This is a genomic window from Sphingopyxis sp. MWB1, from assembly GCF_000763945.1.
In the GTDB taxonomy this organism is placed as follows: Bacteria; Pseudomonadota; Alphaproteobacteria; order Sphingomonadales; family Sphingomonadaceae; genus Sphingopyxis.
Genome location: NZ_JQFJ01000002.1, coordinates 1,967,331 through 1,984,837, shown reverse-complemented (window position 1 = coordinate 1,984,837; position 17,507 = coordinate 1,967,331). Strand labels below are relative to the sequence as shown.

The window sequence follows — 17,507 nt, the reverse complement described above, 5'->3', positions numbered from 1 at the left end:
GTTAGACGGGATTCGACTGGAACAGTCATGGAAACGCAGAATATACGCATTCGCCTGAAGGCCTTTGATCACCGCGTGCTCGATCAGGCCACCACCGACATTGCCGATACGGCACGTCGCACGGGCGCCCTCATTCGCGGACCTATCCCGCTGCCGACGCGCATTGAAAAATTCACCGTGAACCGCGGCCCGCACATCGACAAAAAGTCGCGCGAGCAGTTTGAGGTTCGCACCCACAAGCGGCTGCTGGACATTGTGCAGCCCACCCCGCAAACGGTCGACGCGCTGATGAAGCTCGATCTTGCCGCGGGCGTGAATGTCGAGATCAAGTTGGCGTAAGCCAACGCAGCCCCCGCGAAGGCGGGGGTCTCTATCGTCCAGGCGCTAATTGCCTGCGGTTCCCGCTTTGGCGGGGCGACGACCTAGAGGTGGATACCGCCGGATTTATCCGGGCTGCGTCCCCCGTCTCGCCGTCAACTTCAGAGGTGGCGGCACCTCAGCCCGGACGGGGCGATGCATGAAAATCGGGTTGGGAGGGTTTCTGTCGGCAAATGCTGACGGGGTCCCGCACGCCGGGCGGAATGGTCCGTTCGGCCTCTGTTGAGGAGTATGATCATGCGGACTGGCGTGATCGCGAAGAAAATGGGGATGACCCGCCTGTTTCAGGACGACGGCCGCCATGTGCCCGTCACGGTCCTGAGCCTCGAAGGCTGTCAGGTTGTCTCCGTGCGCGATAAAGAACGTGACGGCTATGTGGCCGTTCAACTGGGTGCTGGATCGGCAAAGGCGAAGAACGTCGCCAAGCCGCAGCGCGGCGCCTATGGCAAGGCCGAAGTGGAGCCCAAGGCAAAGCTCGTCGAATTCCGTGTCGCTGACGATGCGACGCTCGATGTCGGCGCGGAATTGTCGGCGGACCATTTTGTCGCTGGCCAGGTTGTCGATATCCAGGGCGTGACCCAGGGTAAGGGCTTTGCCGGTGCGATGAAGCGCTGGGGCTTCGGCGGTATGCGCGCCAGCCACGGTGTTTCGATCAGCCACCGTGCCCATGGTTCGACCGGTAACCGTCAGGATCCGGGCCGCGTCTTCAAGAACAAGAAGATGGCGGGCCACATGGGTGCGCGCAATCGCACGCAACAGAATCTCGAAATCGTCCGCACCGATGCTGAGCGCGGTCTTCTCTTCGTCAAGGGTTCGGTCCCTGGTTCGAAGGGTGGCTGGCTGCTGGTTCGCGATGCGGTGAAGCTGCCGCGTCATCCCGATGCCCCTTATCCGGCGGGTGTCAAGACGGCGGCGAACGCCAATCAAGAAGCCCCGGCGGATGCGCCTGCGGATACCCCGGCTGATGCCGCGGTCGATGCAGCGACCACCGACGGCGCGCAGGAGTCCTGATCATGAAGGTCAAGGTTCAAACCCTCGACGGCAAGGCCGGCAGCGACATCGACCTCAATGACGAAGTCTTTGGTGTCGACGCCCGTGCCGACATCCTGCACCGCGTCGTTGCATGGCAGCTGGAAAAGCGCCGCGGTCCGGCGCGCGCTGCGCGTGAACGCAGCGATGTTGCCCGTACCGGCAAGAAGTTCGGTCGTCAGAAGGGCGGCGGTACCGCGCGTCACGGCGACCGCAAGGCGCCGATCTTCATCGGCGGTGGCAAGGCGCATGGTCCCCGAGCCCGCACTTTCGGCCACTCGCTGAACAAGAAGATTCGCGCGCTCGGTCTCAAAATGGCGCTCAGCGACAAGGCGAAGGGCGGCAAGCTCGTCGTTCTCGACACGCTGGAGCTCAAGGATGCGAAGACCAAGGCGCTGGCCGGCAAGCTCGGCAAGCTCGATCTTGGCAATCGCGCCCTCTTCATCGACGGCGATGCGGTGCATGAAAGCTTCGCCCAGGCATCGGCCAATCTGATCGGCATCGACGCGATGCCGGCGGTCGGCGCCAACGTCTATGACATCATGCGCGCCGACACGCTGGTGCTGACCCGCGCGGCTGTCGAAAAGCTGGAGGCACGCTTCAATGGCTAAGGCAAAAACAGTCGATGCACGGCATTATGACGTGATCCTCGCTCCGGTGATCACCGAAAAATCGACCCTGCTCAGCGAAAATAACGCGGTGGTGTTCAAGGTTGCAAATGATGCGACCAAGCCCGCCATCAAGGCTGCCGTCGAGGCGCTGTTCGATGTCAAGGTTGTGGGCGTGAATACGCTTGTGACCAAGGGCAAGACCAAGCGCTGGAAGGGCAAGCCCTATACCCGCAGCGACGTGAAGAAGGCGATTGTTCGTCTGGCCGAAGGCCAGTCGATCGACGTCACCACCGGCGTCTGATTGTAGGGAAAGGCAAGGAAAATGGCACTTAAATCCTATAATCCGACCAGCCCCGGCCAGCGCGGCCTGATTCTGATCGACCGTTCGAACCTTTGGAAGGGCAAGCCCGTCAAGGCGCTGACCGAAGGCAAGACGAAGAGCGGCGGCCGCAACAACAAGGGGCATGTAACCTCGCGCGGCATCGGTGGCGGCCACAAGCAGCGTTATCGCATCGTCGATTTCAAGCGTCGCAAATGGGGCGTTCCCGCGACGGTCGAGCGGCTGGAATATGACCCCAACCGCACGGCTTTCATCGCGCTGATCAAATATCAGGACGGCGAAGTCGCCTATATTCTGGCGCCGCAGCGTCTGGCGGTCGGCGACACGGTTGTCGCGGACAAGAAGACCGACGTGAAGCCGGGTAACGCGATGCAGCTGGCGCAGATGCCGGTCGGTACGATCGTCCACAATATCGAGATGAAGCCGGGCAAGGGCGGTCAGATCGCCCGTTCGGCTGGCGCTTATGCACAGGTTGTCGGTCGCGACCGGGGCCTCGTCATCGTGCGTCTCGGCTCGGGCGAGCAGCGCTATATTCGCGGCGAGTGCATGGGCACCGTCGGCGCGGTTTCGAACCCCGACAACACCAACCAGACGCTGGCGAAGGCCGGTCGTCGCCGGTGGATGGGCGTCAAGCCGCTGACGCGCGGTGTCGCCAAGAACCCGGTCGATCACCCGCACGGCGGTGGTGAAGGCCGGACCTCGGGCGGTCGCCACCCGGTGACCCCGTGGGGCAAGCCGACCAAGGGCGCCCGCACGCGCAACAACAAGCAGACGGACAAGATGATCATCCGGTCGCGTCACGCGAAGAAGAAGAGGTAAGTCATGGCTCGCTCGGTCTGGAAGGGTCCGTTCGTGGACCTTCATCTTCTCAAAAAAGCCGAAGCGGCTCAGGACGGCGGCAGCTCTGCCCCGATCAAGACCTGGTCGCGTCGCTCCACCATCCTGCCGCAGTTCGTCGGGCTGACCTTCAACGTCTACAACGGCCGCAAGTTCGTGCCGGTGTCGGTCAATGAAGACATGGTCGGCATGAAGCTGGGTGAATTTGCGCCGACGCGCTTCTTCCCCGGTCACGCGGCCGACAAGAAGGGCAAACGCTAATGGGCAAGGCAAAATCCCCCCGCCGCGTTGCGGATAATGAGGCGCTGTCGGTCGGCACGCAGATTCGCGGGTCGGCGCAGAAGCTGAACCTCGTCGCCGCGCTGATCCGTGGCCGCAAGGTCGAGGATGCGATGAATGTCCTCGCCTTCTCGAAAAAGGCGATGGCCGTTGACGTTCGCAAGGTGCTTGCGAGCGCCGTTGCCAATGCGGAAAACAACCATAACCTCGACGTTGACGCGCTGGTCGTCAAGGAAGCGAGCGTGGGCAAGTCGATCTCGATGAAGCGCTGGCATGCGCGTGGTCGCGGCAAGTCGACCCGGATCGTCAAACCGTTCAGCCGCATTCGCATCGTTGTGCGCGAACAGGAAGAAGAGGCGTAATATGGGCCAGAAGAGCAATCCGATCGGCCTGCGCCTGCAGGTCAACCGCACCTGGGACAGCCGTTGGTTCGCCGAAGGGCAGGACTATGGCCGCATGCTCGTCGAGGATCTCAAGATCCGCAAGTTCATCTTCAAGACGTTGCCGCAGGCCGCGATCTCGAAGGTGGTGATCGAGCGTCCCGCAAAGCTGTGCCGCGTGTCGATTTATGCCGCCCGCCCGGGCGTCATCATTGGCAAGAAGGGTGCCGACATCGAAAAGCTGCGTAAAAAGCTCGGTGCGATGACGGGCAGTGACGTGTCGCTGAACATCGTCGAGATCCGCAAGCCCGAAGTCGACGCGAAGCTCGTCGCACAGGGCATTGCCGACCAGCTCGAACGCCGTGTCGCCTTCCGCCGTGCAATGAAGCGCGCGGTGCAGTCGGCGATGCGTCTGGGCGCCGAAGGCATCCGGATCAACTGCGCGGGTCGTCTGGGCGGCGCGGAAATCGCGCGTACCGAATGGTATCGTGAAGGCCGCGTTCCGCTGCACACGCTGCGCGCCAATGTCGATTATGCCGAGGCCGAAGCCCACACCGCCTATGGCGTGTGCGGGATGAAGGTCTGGATCTTCAAGGGCGAGATTCTCGGTCACGACCCGATGGCGACCGACAGGTTGATGCTCGACGCGCAAACGTCGGGCGTTCGCCCGGCGCGCGATGACCGCCGCTAAGGACTGCTGACATGCTGCAACCGAAGAAAACCAAATTCCGCAAGGCCTTCAAGGGCCGCATTCATGGCAATGCCAAGGGCGGCACGGACCTGAACTTTGGCTCCTATGGGCTGAAGGCGATGGAACCGGAACGCATTACCGCGCGCCAGATCGAGGCGGCTCGCCGTGCGATCACGCGTGCTATCAAACGTCAGGGTCGTTTGTGGATCCGCGTATTCCCCGACGTCCCCGTGTCGTCGAAGCCCGCCGAAGTCCGCATGGGTAAAGGCAAGGGCTCGCCCGAATATTGGGCCGCCCGCGTCAAGCCTGGCCGCATTTTGTTCGAACTCGACGGCGTCCCCGGTGCGGTGGCAGCGCTGGCGTTCGAACGCGCGGCGATGAAATTGCCGATCAAGACGAAGGTTGTGGCCCGCCTGGGCGACACCTCGCACCTGGAGGGTTAAGGGCCATGTCCAAGACCGAAGATTTCAAGACCAAGACGGACGATCAGCTCGCCGAGCAGCTTGGCGAACTCAAGCGCGAGGCGTTCAACCTTCGCTTCCAGGCCGCGACCGGCCAGCTTGAAAAGGCGTCGCGCGTCAAGGAAGTGCGGCGTGCGATCGCTCGCATCAAGACGCAGCAGACCGAGCGCGTGCGCTCGGCCGCGAAGTAAGGAGACTATCATGCCGAAGCGCATTTTGACCGGCACGGTGGTGTCCGATAAGGGCGACAAGACGGTCGTGGTGAAAGTGGAGCGCAAGGTGAAGCACCCGCTCTACGGCAAGATCATCCGCCGTTCGAAAAAATATCACGCCCATGACGAAGATAACGCCGTCAAGGCTGGTGAAACCGTCCGCATCGAGGAAACGCGGCCGATTTCGAAGCTCAAGACCTGGAAGGTTCTCGACAAGGTCGAAACCTCGTCCAAGGCAAAGGCGGCCGAAGCCTAATCAAGGGTTTCGTCGGGTTTTTCACGGAACCGCCGGGGCATCCCGGTAGGCCAAGGAAGAAGGAAATGCATCGATGATTCAGATGCAGTCACAATTGGAAGTCGCCGACAACAGCGGCGCGAAGCGCGTTCAGTGCATCAAGGTGCTGGGCGGGTCGAAGCGTCGCGTCGCCGGCGTCGGCGACGTCATCGTCGTCTCGATCAAGGAAGCGCAGCCGCGCGGCAAGGTGAAGAAAGGTGACGTGCATCGCGCCGTCATCGTTCGCACCGCCAAGGACGTGCGCCGCGCCGATGGCTCGGTGATCCGTTTCGACAGCAACGCTGCGGTGCTCGTCAACAAGAATGAAGAGCCGATCGGCACGCGTATCTTCGGCCCCGTCGTCCGCGAACTGCGCGGCAAGGGCTATATGAAGATCATCAGCCTGGCGCCGGAGGTGCTCTGATCATGGCGAGCAAGATCAAAAAGGGCGACACGGTTGTCATCCTGTCCGGCAAGGACAAGGGCAAGACCGGCGAAGTGACGCAGAACCTTCCGAAGGAAGGTAAGGTTGTCGTCGCGGGCGTCAACATCATCACGCGGCACAACAAGCCGACCCAGACCAACCCGCAGGGCGGTCTGGAGCGCAAGGAAGCGCCGCTGCACGTGAGCAAGGTTGCTATTGCCGATCCCAAGGATGGCAAGCCGACCCGCGTGCGCTTTGAAACCAAGGACGGCAAGAAGGTGCGTGTCGCCGTGAAGTCCGGGGAGACGATCAGTGGCTGATAAATATACCCCGCGCATGAAGTCGCTTTATGACGACAAGATCATCAAGGCGATGACCGAGAAATTCGGTTATAAAAATGCGATGGAAGTTCCGAGGATCGAAAAGATCACGCTCAACATGGGCGTGGGCGAAGCGACGCAGGACAAGAAGAAGGTCGAAACCGCAGCGGCCGAAATGGAACTGATCGCTGGTCAGAAGCCCGTTGTGACGCGCGCGAAGAAGTCGATCGCGCAGTTCAAGCTGCGTGAAGGCATGCCGATCGGCTGCAAGGTCACGCTGCGCCGTGAACGCATGTACGAATTTCTCGATCGCCTGATCACCATTGCCATGCCTCGCATTCGTGACTTTCGCGGTGTGTCGGCGAAAAGCTTTGATGGTCGCGGCAATTACGCCATGGGCCTGAAGGAACAGATCATCTTCCCCGAAATCAGCTATGACCGCGTCGACACCGTTCGCGGCATGGATGTGATCGTGACCACCACGGCACGGACGGACGAAGAAGCACGCGAACTGCTCAAGCTGTTCGGCTTCCCCTTCCCGATCGAAGCCGAAGAAAAGGCAGCCGCTTGATTCCCGTTGGGGATCAGGCCGTGCAAGCACAAGGAAAGAGAACTTAAGTCATGGCGAAACTGAGTTCAGTGAACAAGAATGAGCGTCGCAAGCGTCTGGTGAAAAAATATGCCGGTCGCTATGCGAAGCTGAAGGCGATTGCCGCCGACACTTCGCTCGATGATAGCGAGCGTCTTATCGCGCGCCTCAAGATGGCTGAAATTCCGCGCAATGCGAACCCGACCCGTATCCGGAACCGGTGCGAACTGACGGGGCGTCCGCGCGCCTATTATCGCAAGTTCCGGCTTTGCCGTGTGCAGCTCCGCGATCTGGCCAACAAGGGCCTGATTCCCGGTGTTGTGAAGTCGAGCTGGTAAGGAAGACGCAAGATGGCAATGACCGATCCTTTGGGTGATATGCTCACCCGTATCCGCAACGGCCAGCAGGCGAAAAAGGACAGCGTCCTCACGCCCGCTTCGACCTTGCGTGTCCGCGTGCTCGACGTGCTCCAGCGTGAAGGCTATATCCGTGGCTACAGCGAAGAAGTGCTGGGCGCGAAGGGCCAGCACAAGGGCATTCGTATCGAACTCAAATATTTCGAAGGCCAGCCGGCCATCCGGCACGTGGCGCGGGTGTCCAAGCCGGGCCGCCGCATTTATTCGGGTTCGAAAGAGCTTCCGGTCGTGCGTAACGGCTTGGGCATCACCATCGTGTCGACCCCGCGCGGCGTTCTTTCGGATGCCGAAGCGCGCGAGCATAATGTCGGCGGCGAAGTGCTGGCGGAGGTGTTCTGATGTCGCGCATTGGTAAAAAGGCAGTCGCGATCCCGAGCGGTGTTACCGCCGCGATCGAGGGCGGGCAGCTGTCGGTCAAAGGGCCGAAGGGCACGCTCGCCATGCCGCTTTCCGACAACATCAAGTATGAAGTCGGCGACGGGAGCATTTCGGTGCAGCCCGCGAACGATACACGTGAAGCACGCGCCTTTTGGGGCATGCAGCGTACGCTGGTCCAGAACCTTGTTACCGGTGTGACCGATGGTTTCACCAAGGTTCTGGAAATCAGCGGTGTCGGTTATCGCGCCAATGCGCAGGGCAAGACGCTGAAGCTTCAGCTTGGCTATAGCCATGACGTCGACTTTGCGGTGCCCGAGGGCATTGAGATCAAGACCCCCGATAATACGACGGTCGAGATCAGCGGCATCGACAAACAAAAGGTCGGCCAGGTTGCGGCGGAAATCCGCCGCTGGCGTAAGCCGGAACCCTATAAGGGCAAGGGCATCAAATATCGCGGCGAGTACATCTTCCGCAAAGAAGGCAAGAAGAAGTAAGCCATGGCACATCTTACCCCTTTTCAAAAACGTCGCCAGCGCGTTCGTACCTCGCTCCGTCAACGCGCCGCCGGTCGTCCGCGTCTGTCGGTGCATCGTTCGGGCCGCCATATTTATGCGCAGCTCATTGACGATGCCGCTGGCCACACGCTCGCTGCGGCTTCGACGCTCGACAAGGATGTGCGCGGCAAAGCCGGTGCCACCGCTGCGGCGGCGGCCGATGTGGGCAAGCGTCTCGCTGCAGCTGCCAAGAAGGCGGGCGTGACGCAAGTCGTGTTCGACCGTGGCGGTTTCCTGTTCCACGGGCGCATCAAGGCGCTGGCCGACGCGGCTCGCGAAGGCGGATTGGAGTTTTAATGATGGCAGAAGAGAACAGCACCGGCCAGGGCAACCAGCCCGAGGCGACTCTGGCTCCCGAAGCCACCAACGCCGAAGTCACCAACCAGGCTCCGCGCCGTGGCCGTGGCGGACGCGATGGCGGCCGTGGCGGTCGTGACGGTGGGCGCGGTCGCCGCGACGATCGTCGCCAGCGCGACGATGATGGCGGTGAAGAGCTGATTGAAAAGCTGGTTCACATCAACCGCGTCTCGAAAACGGTGAAGGGCGGTAAGCGCTTCGGTTTCGCCGCGCTCGTCGTCGTGGGCGACGGCAAGGGCCGCGTGGGTTTCGGCCATGGCAAGGCACGCGAAGTTCCGGAGGCGATTTCGAAAGCCACCGCTGCGGCGAAGAAGGCTATGATTCGCGTTCCGCTGCGCGACGGTCGCACACTGCACCATGATGGCCGGGGCCATTTCGGCGCGGGCAATGTCACCCTGCGGTCGGCCCCGGCGGGGACCGGCATCATTGCGGGTGGCCCGATGCGTGCTGTCTTCGAATCGCTGGGCGTTGCAGACGTGGTGACGAAGTCGGTCGGCACCTCGAACCCTTATAACATGATCCGCGCGACTTTTGAGGCACTGGGCGAACAGACCAGCCCCAAATCGGTGGCGCAGCGTCGCGGCAAGAAAGTGTCGGACCTCATCAAGCGTGGCGGCATCAAATCCGACCGCGTGGCCGAGGCTGAAGCTGCCGCGGTGACGGAGTAAAACCATGGCTGACAAGAAGATCAAGATCCGCCAGATCGGTTCGCCGATCCGTCGTCCCAAGGAACAGCGCGCCATTTTGACGGGCCTTGGGCTTGGCAAGATGAACCGCGAAGTCGAACTGGTCGACACCCCAGCCGTGCGTGGCATGATCCGCAAGGTGTCGCACATGGTGGAAGTCGTCGGGGGCTGAATCGCGATGAAGCTCTATCGCCTGTTGACCGGTCCTGATGACAGCGCTTTTTGCGCGCGCGTTGAGGGGCTGCTCAATCGGGGGTGGCAGCTTCACGGCAGTCCGACAATGACCAGTGTGGGCGGGCAGGCTTATGTCGCCCAAGCAATTGTGATGGAAAAGGCTGGACCTTATCCCGGCTTTCAACCATCGAGCGATATTGAACCGGATTGATCTTTTAACAGGATCCATCCTCAGCGCGAACACAGCGAAAGCGAGTGCAATATTATGACTATTAAGCTTAACGATCTTCGTGACAATAATGGTGCCCGCAAGGGCCGCATGCGCGTTGGACGCGGCATCGGCTCGGGCAAGGGCAAGACCGGCGGCCGCGGCCAAAAGGGTCAGAAGAGCCGCAGCGGTGTTTCCATCAACGGCTTTGAAGGCGGCCAGATGCCGCTTCACATGCGCCTGCCGAAGCGCGGCTTCAACAATATTTTCGGCAAAGATTACGCCATCGTAAACCTGGGCCAAGTGCAGAAGCTCATCGACGCCAAGAAGCTTGATGCCAAGAAGGTCGTCGATCATGACACGCTGAAGGCAGCCGGTGTCGCACGCGGCGGCAAGGATGGCGTGCGCCTCCTCGCCAAGGGCGAACTGACCGCAAAGCTCAACTTTGCCGTTGCGGGCGCGTCAAAGGGCGCGATCGAAGCGGTTGAAAAGGCTGGCGGCAAGGTCGAAGTTACGGCTGCTCTGGCAGAAGCCAAAGCCGAGTAATTGAATTGGAAAGGCGGCTCCCGCAAGAGCCGCCTTTTCCGATTTGCCCGGTCCCACGCGGCTGTGTCGGATCTTTCGAGACAGCGTTCGGAATAACCAATGTCGAGGGACATCGCGACTTCGCCCGATGCGAACGGGTAATGACAGCGGGAATGCAGCTTTTGCGCGCCGCTAAATAGGCCTTTCCCCTTGCGCTTCGCGCCGCGCGAACGCACATAGGCGCCGGGTCGCGGGGGCGCGGTCCGCCACTTGAGGAAAGATGATCATGGCCTCACGCGCCGACCAATTTGCTTCCAACCTGAACTTTTCGAAGTTCGGCCAAGCTACCGAGCTTAAAAACCGTATCTGGTTTACGCTGGGGGCTTTGATTGTTTTTCGCTTTCTGTCTTTCGTGCCGCTGCCGGGGGTTGATCCCGTTGCGTTGTCACAGCTGTACAGTCAGGCGGCTTCGGGCGGCATATTGGACATTTTCAACACCTTCTCGGGCGGTAGCCTGGAGCGGATGAGTATCATCGCGCTCGGCGTTATGCCTTATATTACTGCATCGATCGTCGTTCAGCTCGCTGCGGCGCTGTCCCCCAGCCTCGCCGCGCTCAAGAAAGAGGGCGAAAGCGGGCGGAAAAAGCTCAACCAATATACGCGTTATGGCACGGTCGCGCTCACCGCGATTCAAGGCTATTTCGTCGCGGTCGGTCTGGAAACCCTTGGCGCCAGCCAGGGCATTGCTGCCGTGGTGGATCCCGGCATGTTCTTCCGCGTCGGCGCGGTGATCAGCATCGTCGGCGGCACGCTGTTCCTGATGTGGCTGGGTGAACAGATCACAAGCCGCGGCATCGGCAATGGCATTTCGCTGATCATCATGGCGGGCATTCTGGCGCAGCTTCCGCGCAGTTTCTCGCAAATGTTCACCCAGGTCCGCGAAGGCTCGATGGGCGGCGGCACGGTCGTTGCAGTCATCATCGGCGCGGTTGCGGTCATCGCCTTCATCAGCTTCATGGAGCGCGCGCAGCGCCGCGTGCTCGTCCAATATCCCAAGCGCGCCACCCAGCGCGGGGTGATGCAGGCCGACCGCAGCCACCTGCCACTCAAGGTCAATACCGCGGGCGTGATCCCGCCGATCTTTGCCTCGTCGCTGCTCTTGATGCCGGTGACGATCACCCAGATGATGGGCAATAATGTTCAGGGCGACACCGCGACCGGCGATTTCCTGATCATGCTCAACCAATATCTGGCGCATGGCCAGCCGCTCTACATGCTGCTCTATGCTGCGGGCATCATCTTCTTCTGCTTCTTCTATGTCGCAGTCGTATTCAACCCGGAGGAAACCGCCGACAATCTGAAGCGGCAAAACGGCTTCATCCCCGGCATCCGCCCGGGCAAGAATACCGCCGCCTATCTGGATTTCGTGCTGACGCGCATCACCGTCATCGGTGCGGCCTATCTGGCGCTTATCTGCCTGGTTCCGGAATATTTCATTGCCAGCTCGGGCCTGCCCTTTGCGCTGGGCGGCACCAGCCTGCTGATTATCGTCAATGTCACCATCGACACGATCAGCCAGATCCAGAGCCACATGCTCGCGCACCAATATGGCGACCTGATTAAAAAGGCGAAATTGAAGGGCGGCGTTGCACGGCGCTGAACCCTTCGGTAGGGCGGGCGCGAACAGGCACGGGAACAGGGACCTTCCATGACGCTCAACATCATTTTGCTGGGGCCGCCGGGGGCGGGCAAGGGGACGCAGGCCGCACGGCTGGAGGAAGAGCATGGCATGGTCCAGCTTTCGACCGGGGACATGCTGCGCGCCGCTGTCAAAGAAGGCACGCCGCTGGGACAGCAGGCCAAGGCCGTGATGGATGCGGGCGAGCTGGTCTCGGACGAGATTGTCTCGGGGCTGATTGGCGAACGGCTCGATGCGCTGGGCGGCGATGTCTCGGTGATCTTCGACGGTTATCCGCGCACCGCGGCGCAGGCTGACGCGCTCGACGCGATTCTCGCCGCGCGCGGGCGCAAGCTTGACCATGTCATCGAGTTGCGGGTCGAGGAGGATGCGCTCGTCGACCGGATCACGGGCCGCTTTTCCTGCGCCAAATGCGGTGCCGGTTACCATGACCGTCACAAGCAGCCCAAGGTCGAAGGCGTTTGCGACGCCTGCGGCAGCAGCGAATTCAAGCGCCGTCCCGACGATAATGAGGAAACGGTCCGCACCCGCATGGCCGAATATCGCGCCAAGACGGCGCCGATCCTTCCGATCTATGACGAGCGCGGGCTCGTCACCCATGTCGACGGCATGGCGCCCATCGCCGATGTCAACGACGCGATAGAAACCATCCTCGCCAGCGCCGGCTGAGCGAGGTCGTTTTTTTCCTGTCTCTCCCCCGACCCGCTGGGGACAGACCCCTTTCGGCGAAGGGGACAGCCGGACGCTAGCCAATAGTCTGCCCTGCCATTAGGCTCGCCCGAAATGGGGGAAGGGGGATTATGGCCTTGCAGCAGTTTATCGCTATTTGCGCGGCTTCGGCAGCGTTCGCTTTGGCATCGCCAGCGGCAGCGAAAATTATCGACCAGACGGAACAGGGTTTCACCAGCGCGCATAGCGCGCGGGTCGCGGCATCACCCGATGAGGTGTGGACGATGCTTCGCATGCCGCAAAAATGGTGGTCGAAAGCGCATAGCTGGTCGGGGGACGCCGAAAATTTCTGGCTCGATTCGCAGGCCGGGGGATGCTTTTGCGAAAAGCTGCCCGATAGCGGGGGCGGGATGGGCAGCGTCAAACATGCCGAAATTCTCTTCGCCAAGCCCGGCTCATTGCTACGCCTGTCGGGCGCGCTCGGCCCGCTGCAGGGCGAGGCGCTAAAGGGCACGCTCACGATCCAGATCAAGCCGGAGGACGGCGGGAGCCGCATTCGTTTCGACTATGTTGTCGGCGGCTATATGCGCTTTGATCCCAAGGAAATCGGCCCTGCCGTCGATAATGTCATCGGCGAACAGCTTCGCGGGCTGGCGGCCGCGCTGGGCGGCGCGTTGCCGCCTGCCGCTGCGGACGAAGAAGGGGGAGAGGGGAAAGCCGAGGCTCTGGACAAAAGCGACAAGGAACAGGCTGTCTCGCCGCTTGATACGGTTGCCGCCGATCTGCGGGGCGACAGGGGCGAAGAATAGGAGAGCCCAGCCCCAAAGCGGCGAGCCAGGCCGCCGAAACAGGCATGCAGCGCTGGCGCTTATTCCGTCTTGCCTTTTTTGAGCGCGGCCAGCGCAGCGAAGGGGCCGGCCTGCTCTTCGCTCAGCACACCCTTTTCGGCCAATATGCGGTCGGCGTCGGGGTGGCGGGGAAAAGGCTCGAGCGCGAGCGACAGCGTCTGCACCGCGGCCTCGCCGACATCGACGCGATCATCCTCCAGCGGCAATATGTCGCAATCCGCGCTGTCGATCTCGACTTCTTCCTCCTCCGCCACATCGGGCGCAGCATCACTCAGAAAGCGCAGGTCAAAGGATTCGCTGATTTTCACGGGAACGGGCAGGGCGGTGGCGGCGCAGCTTTGCACCAGCCGTGCGGTGATCTTTCCGCGCAGCTTGAGGCCGCCCGCGACCGCCGAAACCTCGGCCTCGACGCGAAACTGGTCGAGCGCGACCAGCTCGAGCCGCGCCGCGATACGCGCGCGCGCCGTCTCATCGGCATTCAACGTCACCTGCCGCCCCGGCCCGGCTTCGGCAAGCGTGACGACATGAGAAAATTCGGGGGTCATCATGCGCCTGTCTCGGGCAGCTGGTCGGCGGCGATCAGCTCCGCCACCGGCAGTGCGGAAAGTGCGGTGCGCAGCCGCGCGACTTCGCCCATGACATGGTCCAGCGCCGGGGCGGGCGGTTCCTGCCCGCGCCACAGATTGCGAACCAGCGCGGCGCGCAGAGCCGGCGATCCGTCGGGCGCGCGATAGGCGCCGAGCCGCCCGCCCAGCGCGCCCATCATGCGTCCGACCTGCTTGCCAACGACCATGTCGCCGAAACCAATCTGGCGCATCTGCCCGTCCATGTCGGTGACGAATAATTCGGTCAGATAGACGCCCGCCGCCGCCTGCGCAGGGTCGTCGTCGATCCGGTGGAGGACCAGCGCCGTGACAAGGCTGACCATGTCGAAGCGTCCGTCGAGCGTATCGGGCGCGCCGCCAGCCTGATACCAATGGGGGCGGCGTGCGGCGGCAATTACGGCGTTCCACAGCGGGCGCAGCGCCTCGCGGGGGTCGGGGTCGGGCCGGAAAAATTTGCGAAGCGAAAACATGGCATCGCGCTTAGGCCGAATCGCTCCGCCGGAAAAGGGGCGTTGGTCAGCGTGGCGCAAGCTTTGACGCGGCATAAGCCGCTTGTGCCCCCCCGCCGCTTGCGGTTAAGAGGCGGGCTGGACCGGCGCCCCTGCTTGTAGAGCCGGGCGCAATGGAGAGACATTGATGCCGCTTTTGCTTTCTTCCTTCCGTCTTCCCCGTGCGCGCGTGGCAGCCCTTGGCCTGATGATGGCCGTTGCTGTCGGCGGCTGCACCCAGCTTAAGGGGCGGCAGGGCTATATCGCCGATGCGGTGCTCACCGATGCGATTACGGCGGGCGTCGATAATCGCGAATCGGTCGAAAAGACGCTGGGCCGCCCCACCTTTGTCGGTCAGTTCGACGGCAGGGATTATTATTATGTTTCGCGCGAAACGCGCCAGCTTGCCTTTGCCCGCCCACGCCCGATCGATCAGCAAGTGCTGCGCATCCGGTTCGACGCCAATGGCAATGTGACCGAGGTGGATCGCACGGGGGTCGATTTGGTAGCGCGGATCAGCCCGCATGGCGACAAAACGCCGACACTGGGCCGCCAGCGCAGCTTCTTTGAAGATATTTTCGGCAATATCGGTGCGGTCGGTGCGCCGGGCATGGCGGGCGGGTCGCAATAAGCCGCCCCGTTCGGTCTATCGTCTTGATATAGCAAAAGGCCCGCGCTGCTCCCTTGCAGCGCGGGCCTTTTTGATACGCCGCCGTCGTGGAATCAGGCCGACAGTTCCTGCGCAATCCCGCCGGCCGCCAGCACCGCGAGCGTGACGAGATCAGACGCGGGGGAGGCCATGGTGGCGACCTGAACCGGCTTTTCCATGCCGACCAGCACCGGGCCGATCACCGCGCCGCCGCCCAGTTCGCGCAGCAGCTTGGCCGACAGATTGGCCGATTGCAGCCCCGGCATCACCAGCACATTGGCGGGCCCCGACAGGCGGCAGAAGGGGTAGTTCTGCATCAATCGCTCGTTGAGCGCGACGTCGGGTGCCATTTCGCCTTCATATTCGAAACCGGGCTGGCGTTTGTCGAGGATGTGGACCGCCTCGCGGATATTTTCCAGCCACGATCCTTCGGGATTGCCAAAAGTCGAATAGGACAGGAACGCGACACGCGGTTCGTGCCCCATGCGGCGCGCCACCTGTGCGGTGCGCTCGGCAATATCGGCCAGCATTTCGGCGGTGGGCCGTTCATTGACCGTCGTGTCGGCCATGAAGATGGTGCGATGCTGCGCCACCAAAATATGGGTGCCAAAGGGGGTCTTGCCTTCGGCATGGTCGATCACGCGCCGCACTTCGCGCATGGTGCGCGAATAGGTGCGCGTAACACCGGTGATCATCGCGTCGCCCAGCCCCATTTTCAGCATCAGCGCGCCGAAGATATTGCGGTCGCGGTTGACCATGCGTTCGCAGTCGCGGCGCAGATAGCCGCGCCGCTGGAGCCGCTTGTAGAGCAACTCGACCATTTCGGGGACATGCGGCGAATTGACGCTGTTATGCACCTCGAAATTCTCGGCATCGGCGACGCCCATCGCGCGCAGCTTGTCGTGCAGTCCTTCGCGGCCGACGAGCACCGGAATGCCATAGCCGCCGTCGCGGAACTGGATCGCGGCGCGCAGCACCACCTCTTCCTCACCCTCGGCAAAGACGACGCGCTTGGGATTGGCGCGCGCCGCCTCATAGGCCAGCGTCAGCACCGATGTCGTGGGATTAAGCCGGGCGCGCAGGCTGGTGCGGTAATCGTCCAGATCCTCGATGGGCTGCTGCGCGACACCCGTCTCCATCGCCGCCTTGGCGACCGCGGCGGGGACGATTTCCATCAACCGCGGGTCAAAGGGGGAGGGGATGATATATTCCGGCCCAAAGCTCGACGCCCGCCCCCCATAAGCGGCCGCCACTTCCTCGGGCACCTGCTGGCGCGCCAGTTCTGCGATGGCATAGGCGGCGGCAATCTTCATCTCTTCGTTGATCGCGGTCGCGCGCACGTCGAGCGCGCCGCGAAAGATGAAGGGGAAGCACAGGACATTATTGACCTGGTTGGGATAATCCGACCGCCCCGTCGCAATGATTGCATCGGGGCGTGCCGCGCGCGCGTCAGGGGGCGAAATTTCAGGATCGGGGTTCGCCATCGCAAAGATGATCGGTGCGGGCGCCATGCCCATCACCATCTCAGGCTTCAGCGCGCCCGCCGCCGACAAGCCCAGAAACACGTCGGCGTCCTGCAGCGCCTCGGTCAGGTCGCGTGCTTCGGTGGGGACGGCATGCGCCGATTTCCACTGGTCCATACCGTCGGTGCGGCCCTGATAGATGGTGCCGGTGCGGTCGCACATGATCACATTTTCATGTTTGACGCCCATCGCCTTGATCAGCGCGGTGCAGGCGATGGCGGCGGCTCCCGCGCCATTGACGACGACCTTGATCTTGGAAAGGTCGCGGCCCGTCAGGTGACAGGCGTTGATCAGCCCGGCAGCGGTGATGATCGCTGTGCCATGCTGGTCGTCATGGAACACCGGAATGTTCATCTTCTCTTTCAGCGCCGCTTCGATGATGAAGCAATTGGGCGCGGCGATGTCTTCCAGATTGATCCCGCCAAAGCTGGGGCCGAGCAGCGCGACCGCGTCGATAAAGGCCTGCGGATCTTCGGTGTCGACTTCGAGGTCGATCGAATCGACATCGGCAAAGCGCTTGAACAACACCGCCTTGCCTTCCATCACCGGCTTCGATGCCAGCGCGCCCAGATTGCCAAGGCCCAGGATCGCGGTGCCGTTCGAAATGACGGCGACCAGATTGCCCTTGGCGGTATAATCATAAGCGGTGGCGGGATTTTCGGCGATGGCCTTCACTGGCACCGCGACGCCGGGCGAATAGGCCAGCGACAGGTCGCGCTGCGTCGCCATCGGCTTTGATGCAACGATCTCGATCTTACCGGGCCGGCCATAGCTGTGATAAAGCAGGGCCTCGCGGTCCGAAAATTGCACCTTGCTGCCGCTATCCATCATCTATCCTCTTCAAAATCTCACAAGATGCGCGTCCACCCTTCCCCTAGCGCCGCCGCCGAAAAATGTAACCGG

The 17,507-nt window shown here is 62.1% G+C and carries 29 protein-coding genes; 26 read left to right on the top strand and 3 right to left on the bottom strand.

The annotated features are described in order from the left end of the window. Positions 1-27 precede the first annotated feature (27 nt). The 25 genes from rpsJ (at position 28) to JV18_RS0109815 (ending at position 13,300) form a co-directional block, all read left to right on the top strand. Complete coding sequence (rpsJ, locus tag JV18_RS0109935) at positions 28-339, top strand: 30S ribosomal protein S10 (RefSeq protein WP_011543089.1); 312 nt, start codon at positions 28-30, stop codon at positions 337-339. Between the two features lie 276 nt (positions 340-615). Then, positions 616-1,389: a 50S ribosomal protein L3 gene (rplC, locus tag JV18_RS0109930; RefSeq protein WP_033075224.1), complete on the top strand. Its 774-nt coding sequence runs from the start codon at positions 616-618 to the stop codon at positions 1,387-1,389. A 2-nt stretch (positions 1,390-1,391) separates the two neighbouring features. Continuing rightward, a complete protein-coding gene (gene rplD, locus JV18_RS0109925) occupies positions 1,392-2,018 on the top strand; it encodes a 50S ribosomal protein L4 (protein WP_033074356.1) in 627 nt (208 codons plus the stop codon). Next, a complete protein-coding gene (locus tag JV18_RS0109920) occupies positions 2,011-2,319 on the top strand; it encodes a 50S ribosomal protein L23 (protein WP_033074355.1) in 309 nt (102 codons plus the stop codon). The genes rplD and JV18_RS0109920 overlap by 8 nt, the downstream gene beginning before the upstream one ends. Before the next feature lie 21 nt (positions 2,320-2,340). Next, positions 2,341-3,177: a 50S ribosomal protein L2 gene (gene rplB, locus JV18_RS0109915; RefSeq protein ID WP_033074354.1), complete on the top strand. Its 837-nt coding sequence runs from the start codon at positions 2,341-2,343 to the stop codon at positions 3,175-3,177. A 3-nt stretch (positions 3,178-3,180) separates the two neighbouring features. Beyond that, positions 3,181-3,456, top strand: a complete 276-nt coding sequence (gene rpsS / locus JV18_RS0109910; RefSeq protein WP_003042215.1) for a 30S ribosomal protein S19 — start codon at positions 3,181-3,183, stop codon at positions 3,454-3,456. Continuing rightward, the gene (gene rplV / locus JV18_RS0109905; protein WP_033074353.1) at positions 3,456-3,836 is read left to right on the top strand and encodes a 50S ribosomal protein L22; all 381 of its coding nucleotides are present in this window, start codon (positions 3,456-3,458) and stop codon (positions 3,834-3,836) included. Before rpsS ends, rplV begins: the two co-directional genes overlap by 1 nt. A 1-nt stretch (position 3,837) precedes the next feature. Then, positions 3,838-4,545 carry a 30S ribosomal protein S3 gene (gene rpsC / locus JV18_RS0109900; RefSeq protein ID WP_033074352.1) on the top strand — a complete coding sequence of 236 codons (708 nt, stop codon included), beginning with the start codon at positions 3,838-3,840 and terminating at the stop codon, positions 4,543-4,545. An 11-nt stretch (positions 4,546-4,556) separates the two neighbouring features. Further along, a complete protein-coding gene (rplP, locus tag JV18_RS0109895) occupies positions 4,557-4,988 on the top strand; it encodes a 50S ribosomal protein L16 (protein WP_033074351.1) in 432 nt (143 codons plus the stop codon). Between the two features lie 5 nt (positions 4,989-4,993). Further along, entirely contained in the window at positions 4,994-5,197 is a 204-nt protein-coding gene (gene rpmC / locus JV18_RS0109890) for a 50S ribosomal protein L29 (RefSeq protein ID WP_033074350.1), read from the top strand. Between the two features lie 10 nt (positions 5,198-5,207). Next, a complete protein-coding gene (gene rpsQ / locus JV18_RS0109885) occupies positions 5,208-5,474 on the top strand; it encodes a 30S ribosomal protein S17 (protein WP_033074349.1) in 267 nt (88 codons plus the stop codon). A 73-nt stretch (positions 5,475-5,547) separates the two neighbouring features. Next, positions 5,548-5,916 carry a 50S ribosomal protein L14 gene (gene rplN, locus JV18_RS0109880; RefSeq protein WP_033074348.1) on the top strand — a complete coding sequence of 123 codons (369 nt, stop codon included), beginning with the start codon at positions 5,548-5,550 and terminating at the stop codon, positions 5,914-5,916. After that, on the top strand, positions 5,916-6,236 hold the full coding sequence (gene rplX / locus JV18_RS0109875) for a 50S ribosomal protein L24 (protein ID WP_235303383.1): 321 nt from the start codon (positions 5,916-5,918) through the stop codon (positions 6,234-6,236). The genes rplN and rplX overlap by 1 nt, the downstream gene beginning before the upstream one ends. Next, a complete protein-coding gene (rplE, locus tag JV18_RS0109870) occupies positions 6,229-6,807 on the top strand; it encodes a 50S ribosomal protein L5 (protein WP_037504369.1) in 579 nt (192 codons plus the stop codon). Before rplX ends, rplE begins: the two co-directional genes overlap by 8 nt. A gap of 50 nt (positions 6,808-6,857) precedes the next feature. Continuing rightward, complete coding sequence (rpsN, locus tag JV18_RS0109865; RefSeq protein ID WP_033074345.1) at positions 6,858-7,163, top strand: 30S ribosomal protein S14; 306 nt, start codon at positions 6,858-6,860, stop codon at positions 7,161-7,163. A 12-nt stretch (positions 7,164-7,175) separates the two neighbouring features. Then, a complete protein-coding gene (rpsH, locus tag JV18_RS0109860; RefSeq protein ID WP_033074344.1) occupies positions 7,176-7,580 on the top strand; it encodes a 30S ribosomal protein S8 in 405 nt (134 codons plus the stop codon). Beyond that, a complete protein-coding gene (gene rplF / locus JV18_RS0109855) occupies positions 7,580-8,113 on the top strand; it encodes a 50S ribosomal protein L6 (protein WP_033074343.1) in 534 nt (177 codons plus the stop codon). Before rpsH ends, rplF begins: the two co-directional genes overlap by 1 nt. Before the next feature lie 3 nt (positions 8,114-8,116). After that, positions 8,117-8,470: a 50S ribosomal protein L18 gene (rplR, locus tag JV18_RS0109850; RefSeq protein ID WP_033074342.1), complete on the top strand. Its 354-nt coding sequence runs from the start codon at positions 8,117-8,119 to the stop codon at positions 8,468-8,470. Between the two features lie 2 nt (positions 8,471-8,472). Continuing rightward, the gene (gene rpsE, locus JV18_RS14495) at positions 8,473-9,198 is read left to right on the top strand and encodes a 30S ribosomal protein S5 (RefSeq protein ID WP_037504407.1); all 726 of its coding nucleotides are present in this window, start codon (positions 8,473-8,475) and stop codon (positions 9,196-9,198) included. 4 nt (positions 9,199-9,202) lie between these two features. Continuing rightward, positions 9,203-9,388, top strand: coding sequence for a 50S ribosomal protein L30 (gene rpmD, locus JV18_RS0109840; RefSeq protein WP_033074341.1), 186 nt, complete (start codon positions 9,203-9,205; stop codon positions 9,386-9,388). A gap of 6 nt (positions 9,389-9,394) precedes the next feature. Next, complete coding sequence (locus JV18_RS0109835; RefSeq protein WP_033074340.1) at positions 9,395-9,601, top strand: DUF1737 domain-containing protein; 207 nt, start codon at positions 9,395-9,397, stop codon at positions 9,599-9,601. Between the two features lie 54 nt (positions 9,602-9,655). Further along, positions 9,656-10,144 carry a 50S ribosomal protein L15 gene (gene rplO, locus JV18_RS0109830; RefSeq protein ID WP_037504367.1) on the top strand — a complete coding sequence of 163 codons (489 nt, stop codon included), beginning with the start codon at positions 9,656-9,658 and terminating at the stop codon, positions 10,142-10,144. Between the two features lie 265 nt (positions 10,145-10,409). Further along, on the top strand, positions 10,410-11,783 hold the full coding sequence (gene secY / locus JV18_RS0109825) for a preprotein translocase subunit SecY (RefSeq protein ID WP_033075221.1): 1,374 nt from the start codon (positions 10,410-10,412) through the stop codon (positions 11,781-11,783). 48 nt (positions 11,784-11,831) lie between these two features. Beyond that, the gene (locus JV18_RS0109820; protein WP_033074339.1) at positions 11,832-12,491 is read left to right on the top strand and encodes an adenylate kinase; all 660 of its coding nucleotides are present in this window, start codon (positions 11,832-11,834) and stop codon (positions 12,489-12,491) included. Positions 12,492-12,622: 131 nt separating this feature from the next. Further along, a complete protein-coding gene (locus tag JV18_RS0109815) occupies positions 12,623-13,300 on the top strand; it encodes an SRPBCC family protein (protein WP_033074338.1) in 678 nt (225 codons plus the stop codon). A gap of 59 nt (positions 13,301-13,359) precedes the next feature. Here JV18_RS0109815 and JV18_RS0109810 read toward each other — a convergent pair whose 3' ends face one another. Then, the gene (locus tag JV18_RS0109810) at positions 13,360-13,887 is read right to left on the bottom strand and encodes a YceD family protein (RefSeq protein ID WP_052071879.1); all 528 of its coding nucleotides are present in this window, start codon (positions 13,885-13,887) and stop codon (positions 13,360-13,362) included. Next, positions 13,884-14,414, bottom strand: coding sequence for a ubiquinol-cytochrome C chaperone family protein (locus tag JV18_RS0109805; protein WP_033074337.1), 531 nt, complete (start codon positions 14,412-14,414; stop codon positions 13,884-13,886). Before JV18_RS0109805 ends, JV18_RS0109810 begins: the two co-directional genes overlap by 4 nt. A gap of 166 nt (positions 14,415-14,580) precedes the next feature. Here JV18_RS0109805 and JV18_RS0109800 point away from each other — a divergent pair, with 166 nt between their 5' ends. Beyond that, entirely contained in the window at positions 14,581-15,063 is a 483-nt protein-coding gene (locus JV18_RS0109800; RefSeq protein WP_033074336.1) for an outer membrane protein assembly factor BamE, read from the top strand. 92 nt (positions 15,064-15,155) lie between these two features. On the opposite strand, the gene JV18_RS0109795 is transcribed toward JV18_RS0109800, so the two are convergent. Beyond that, positions 15,156-17,432, bottom strand: a complete 2,277-nt coding sequence (locus JV18_RS0109795; RefSeq protein ID WP_033075219.1) for an NADP-dependent malic enzyme — start codon at positions 17,430-17,432, stop codon at positions 15,156-15,158. Positions 17,433-17,507: the final 75 nt, after the last annotated feature.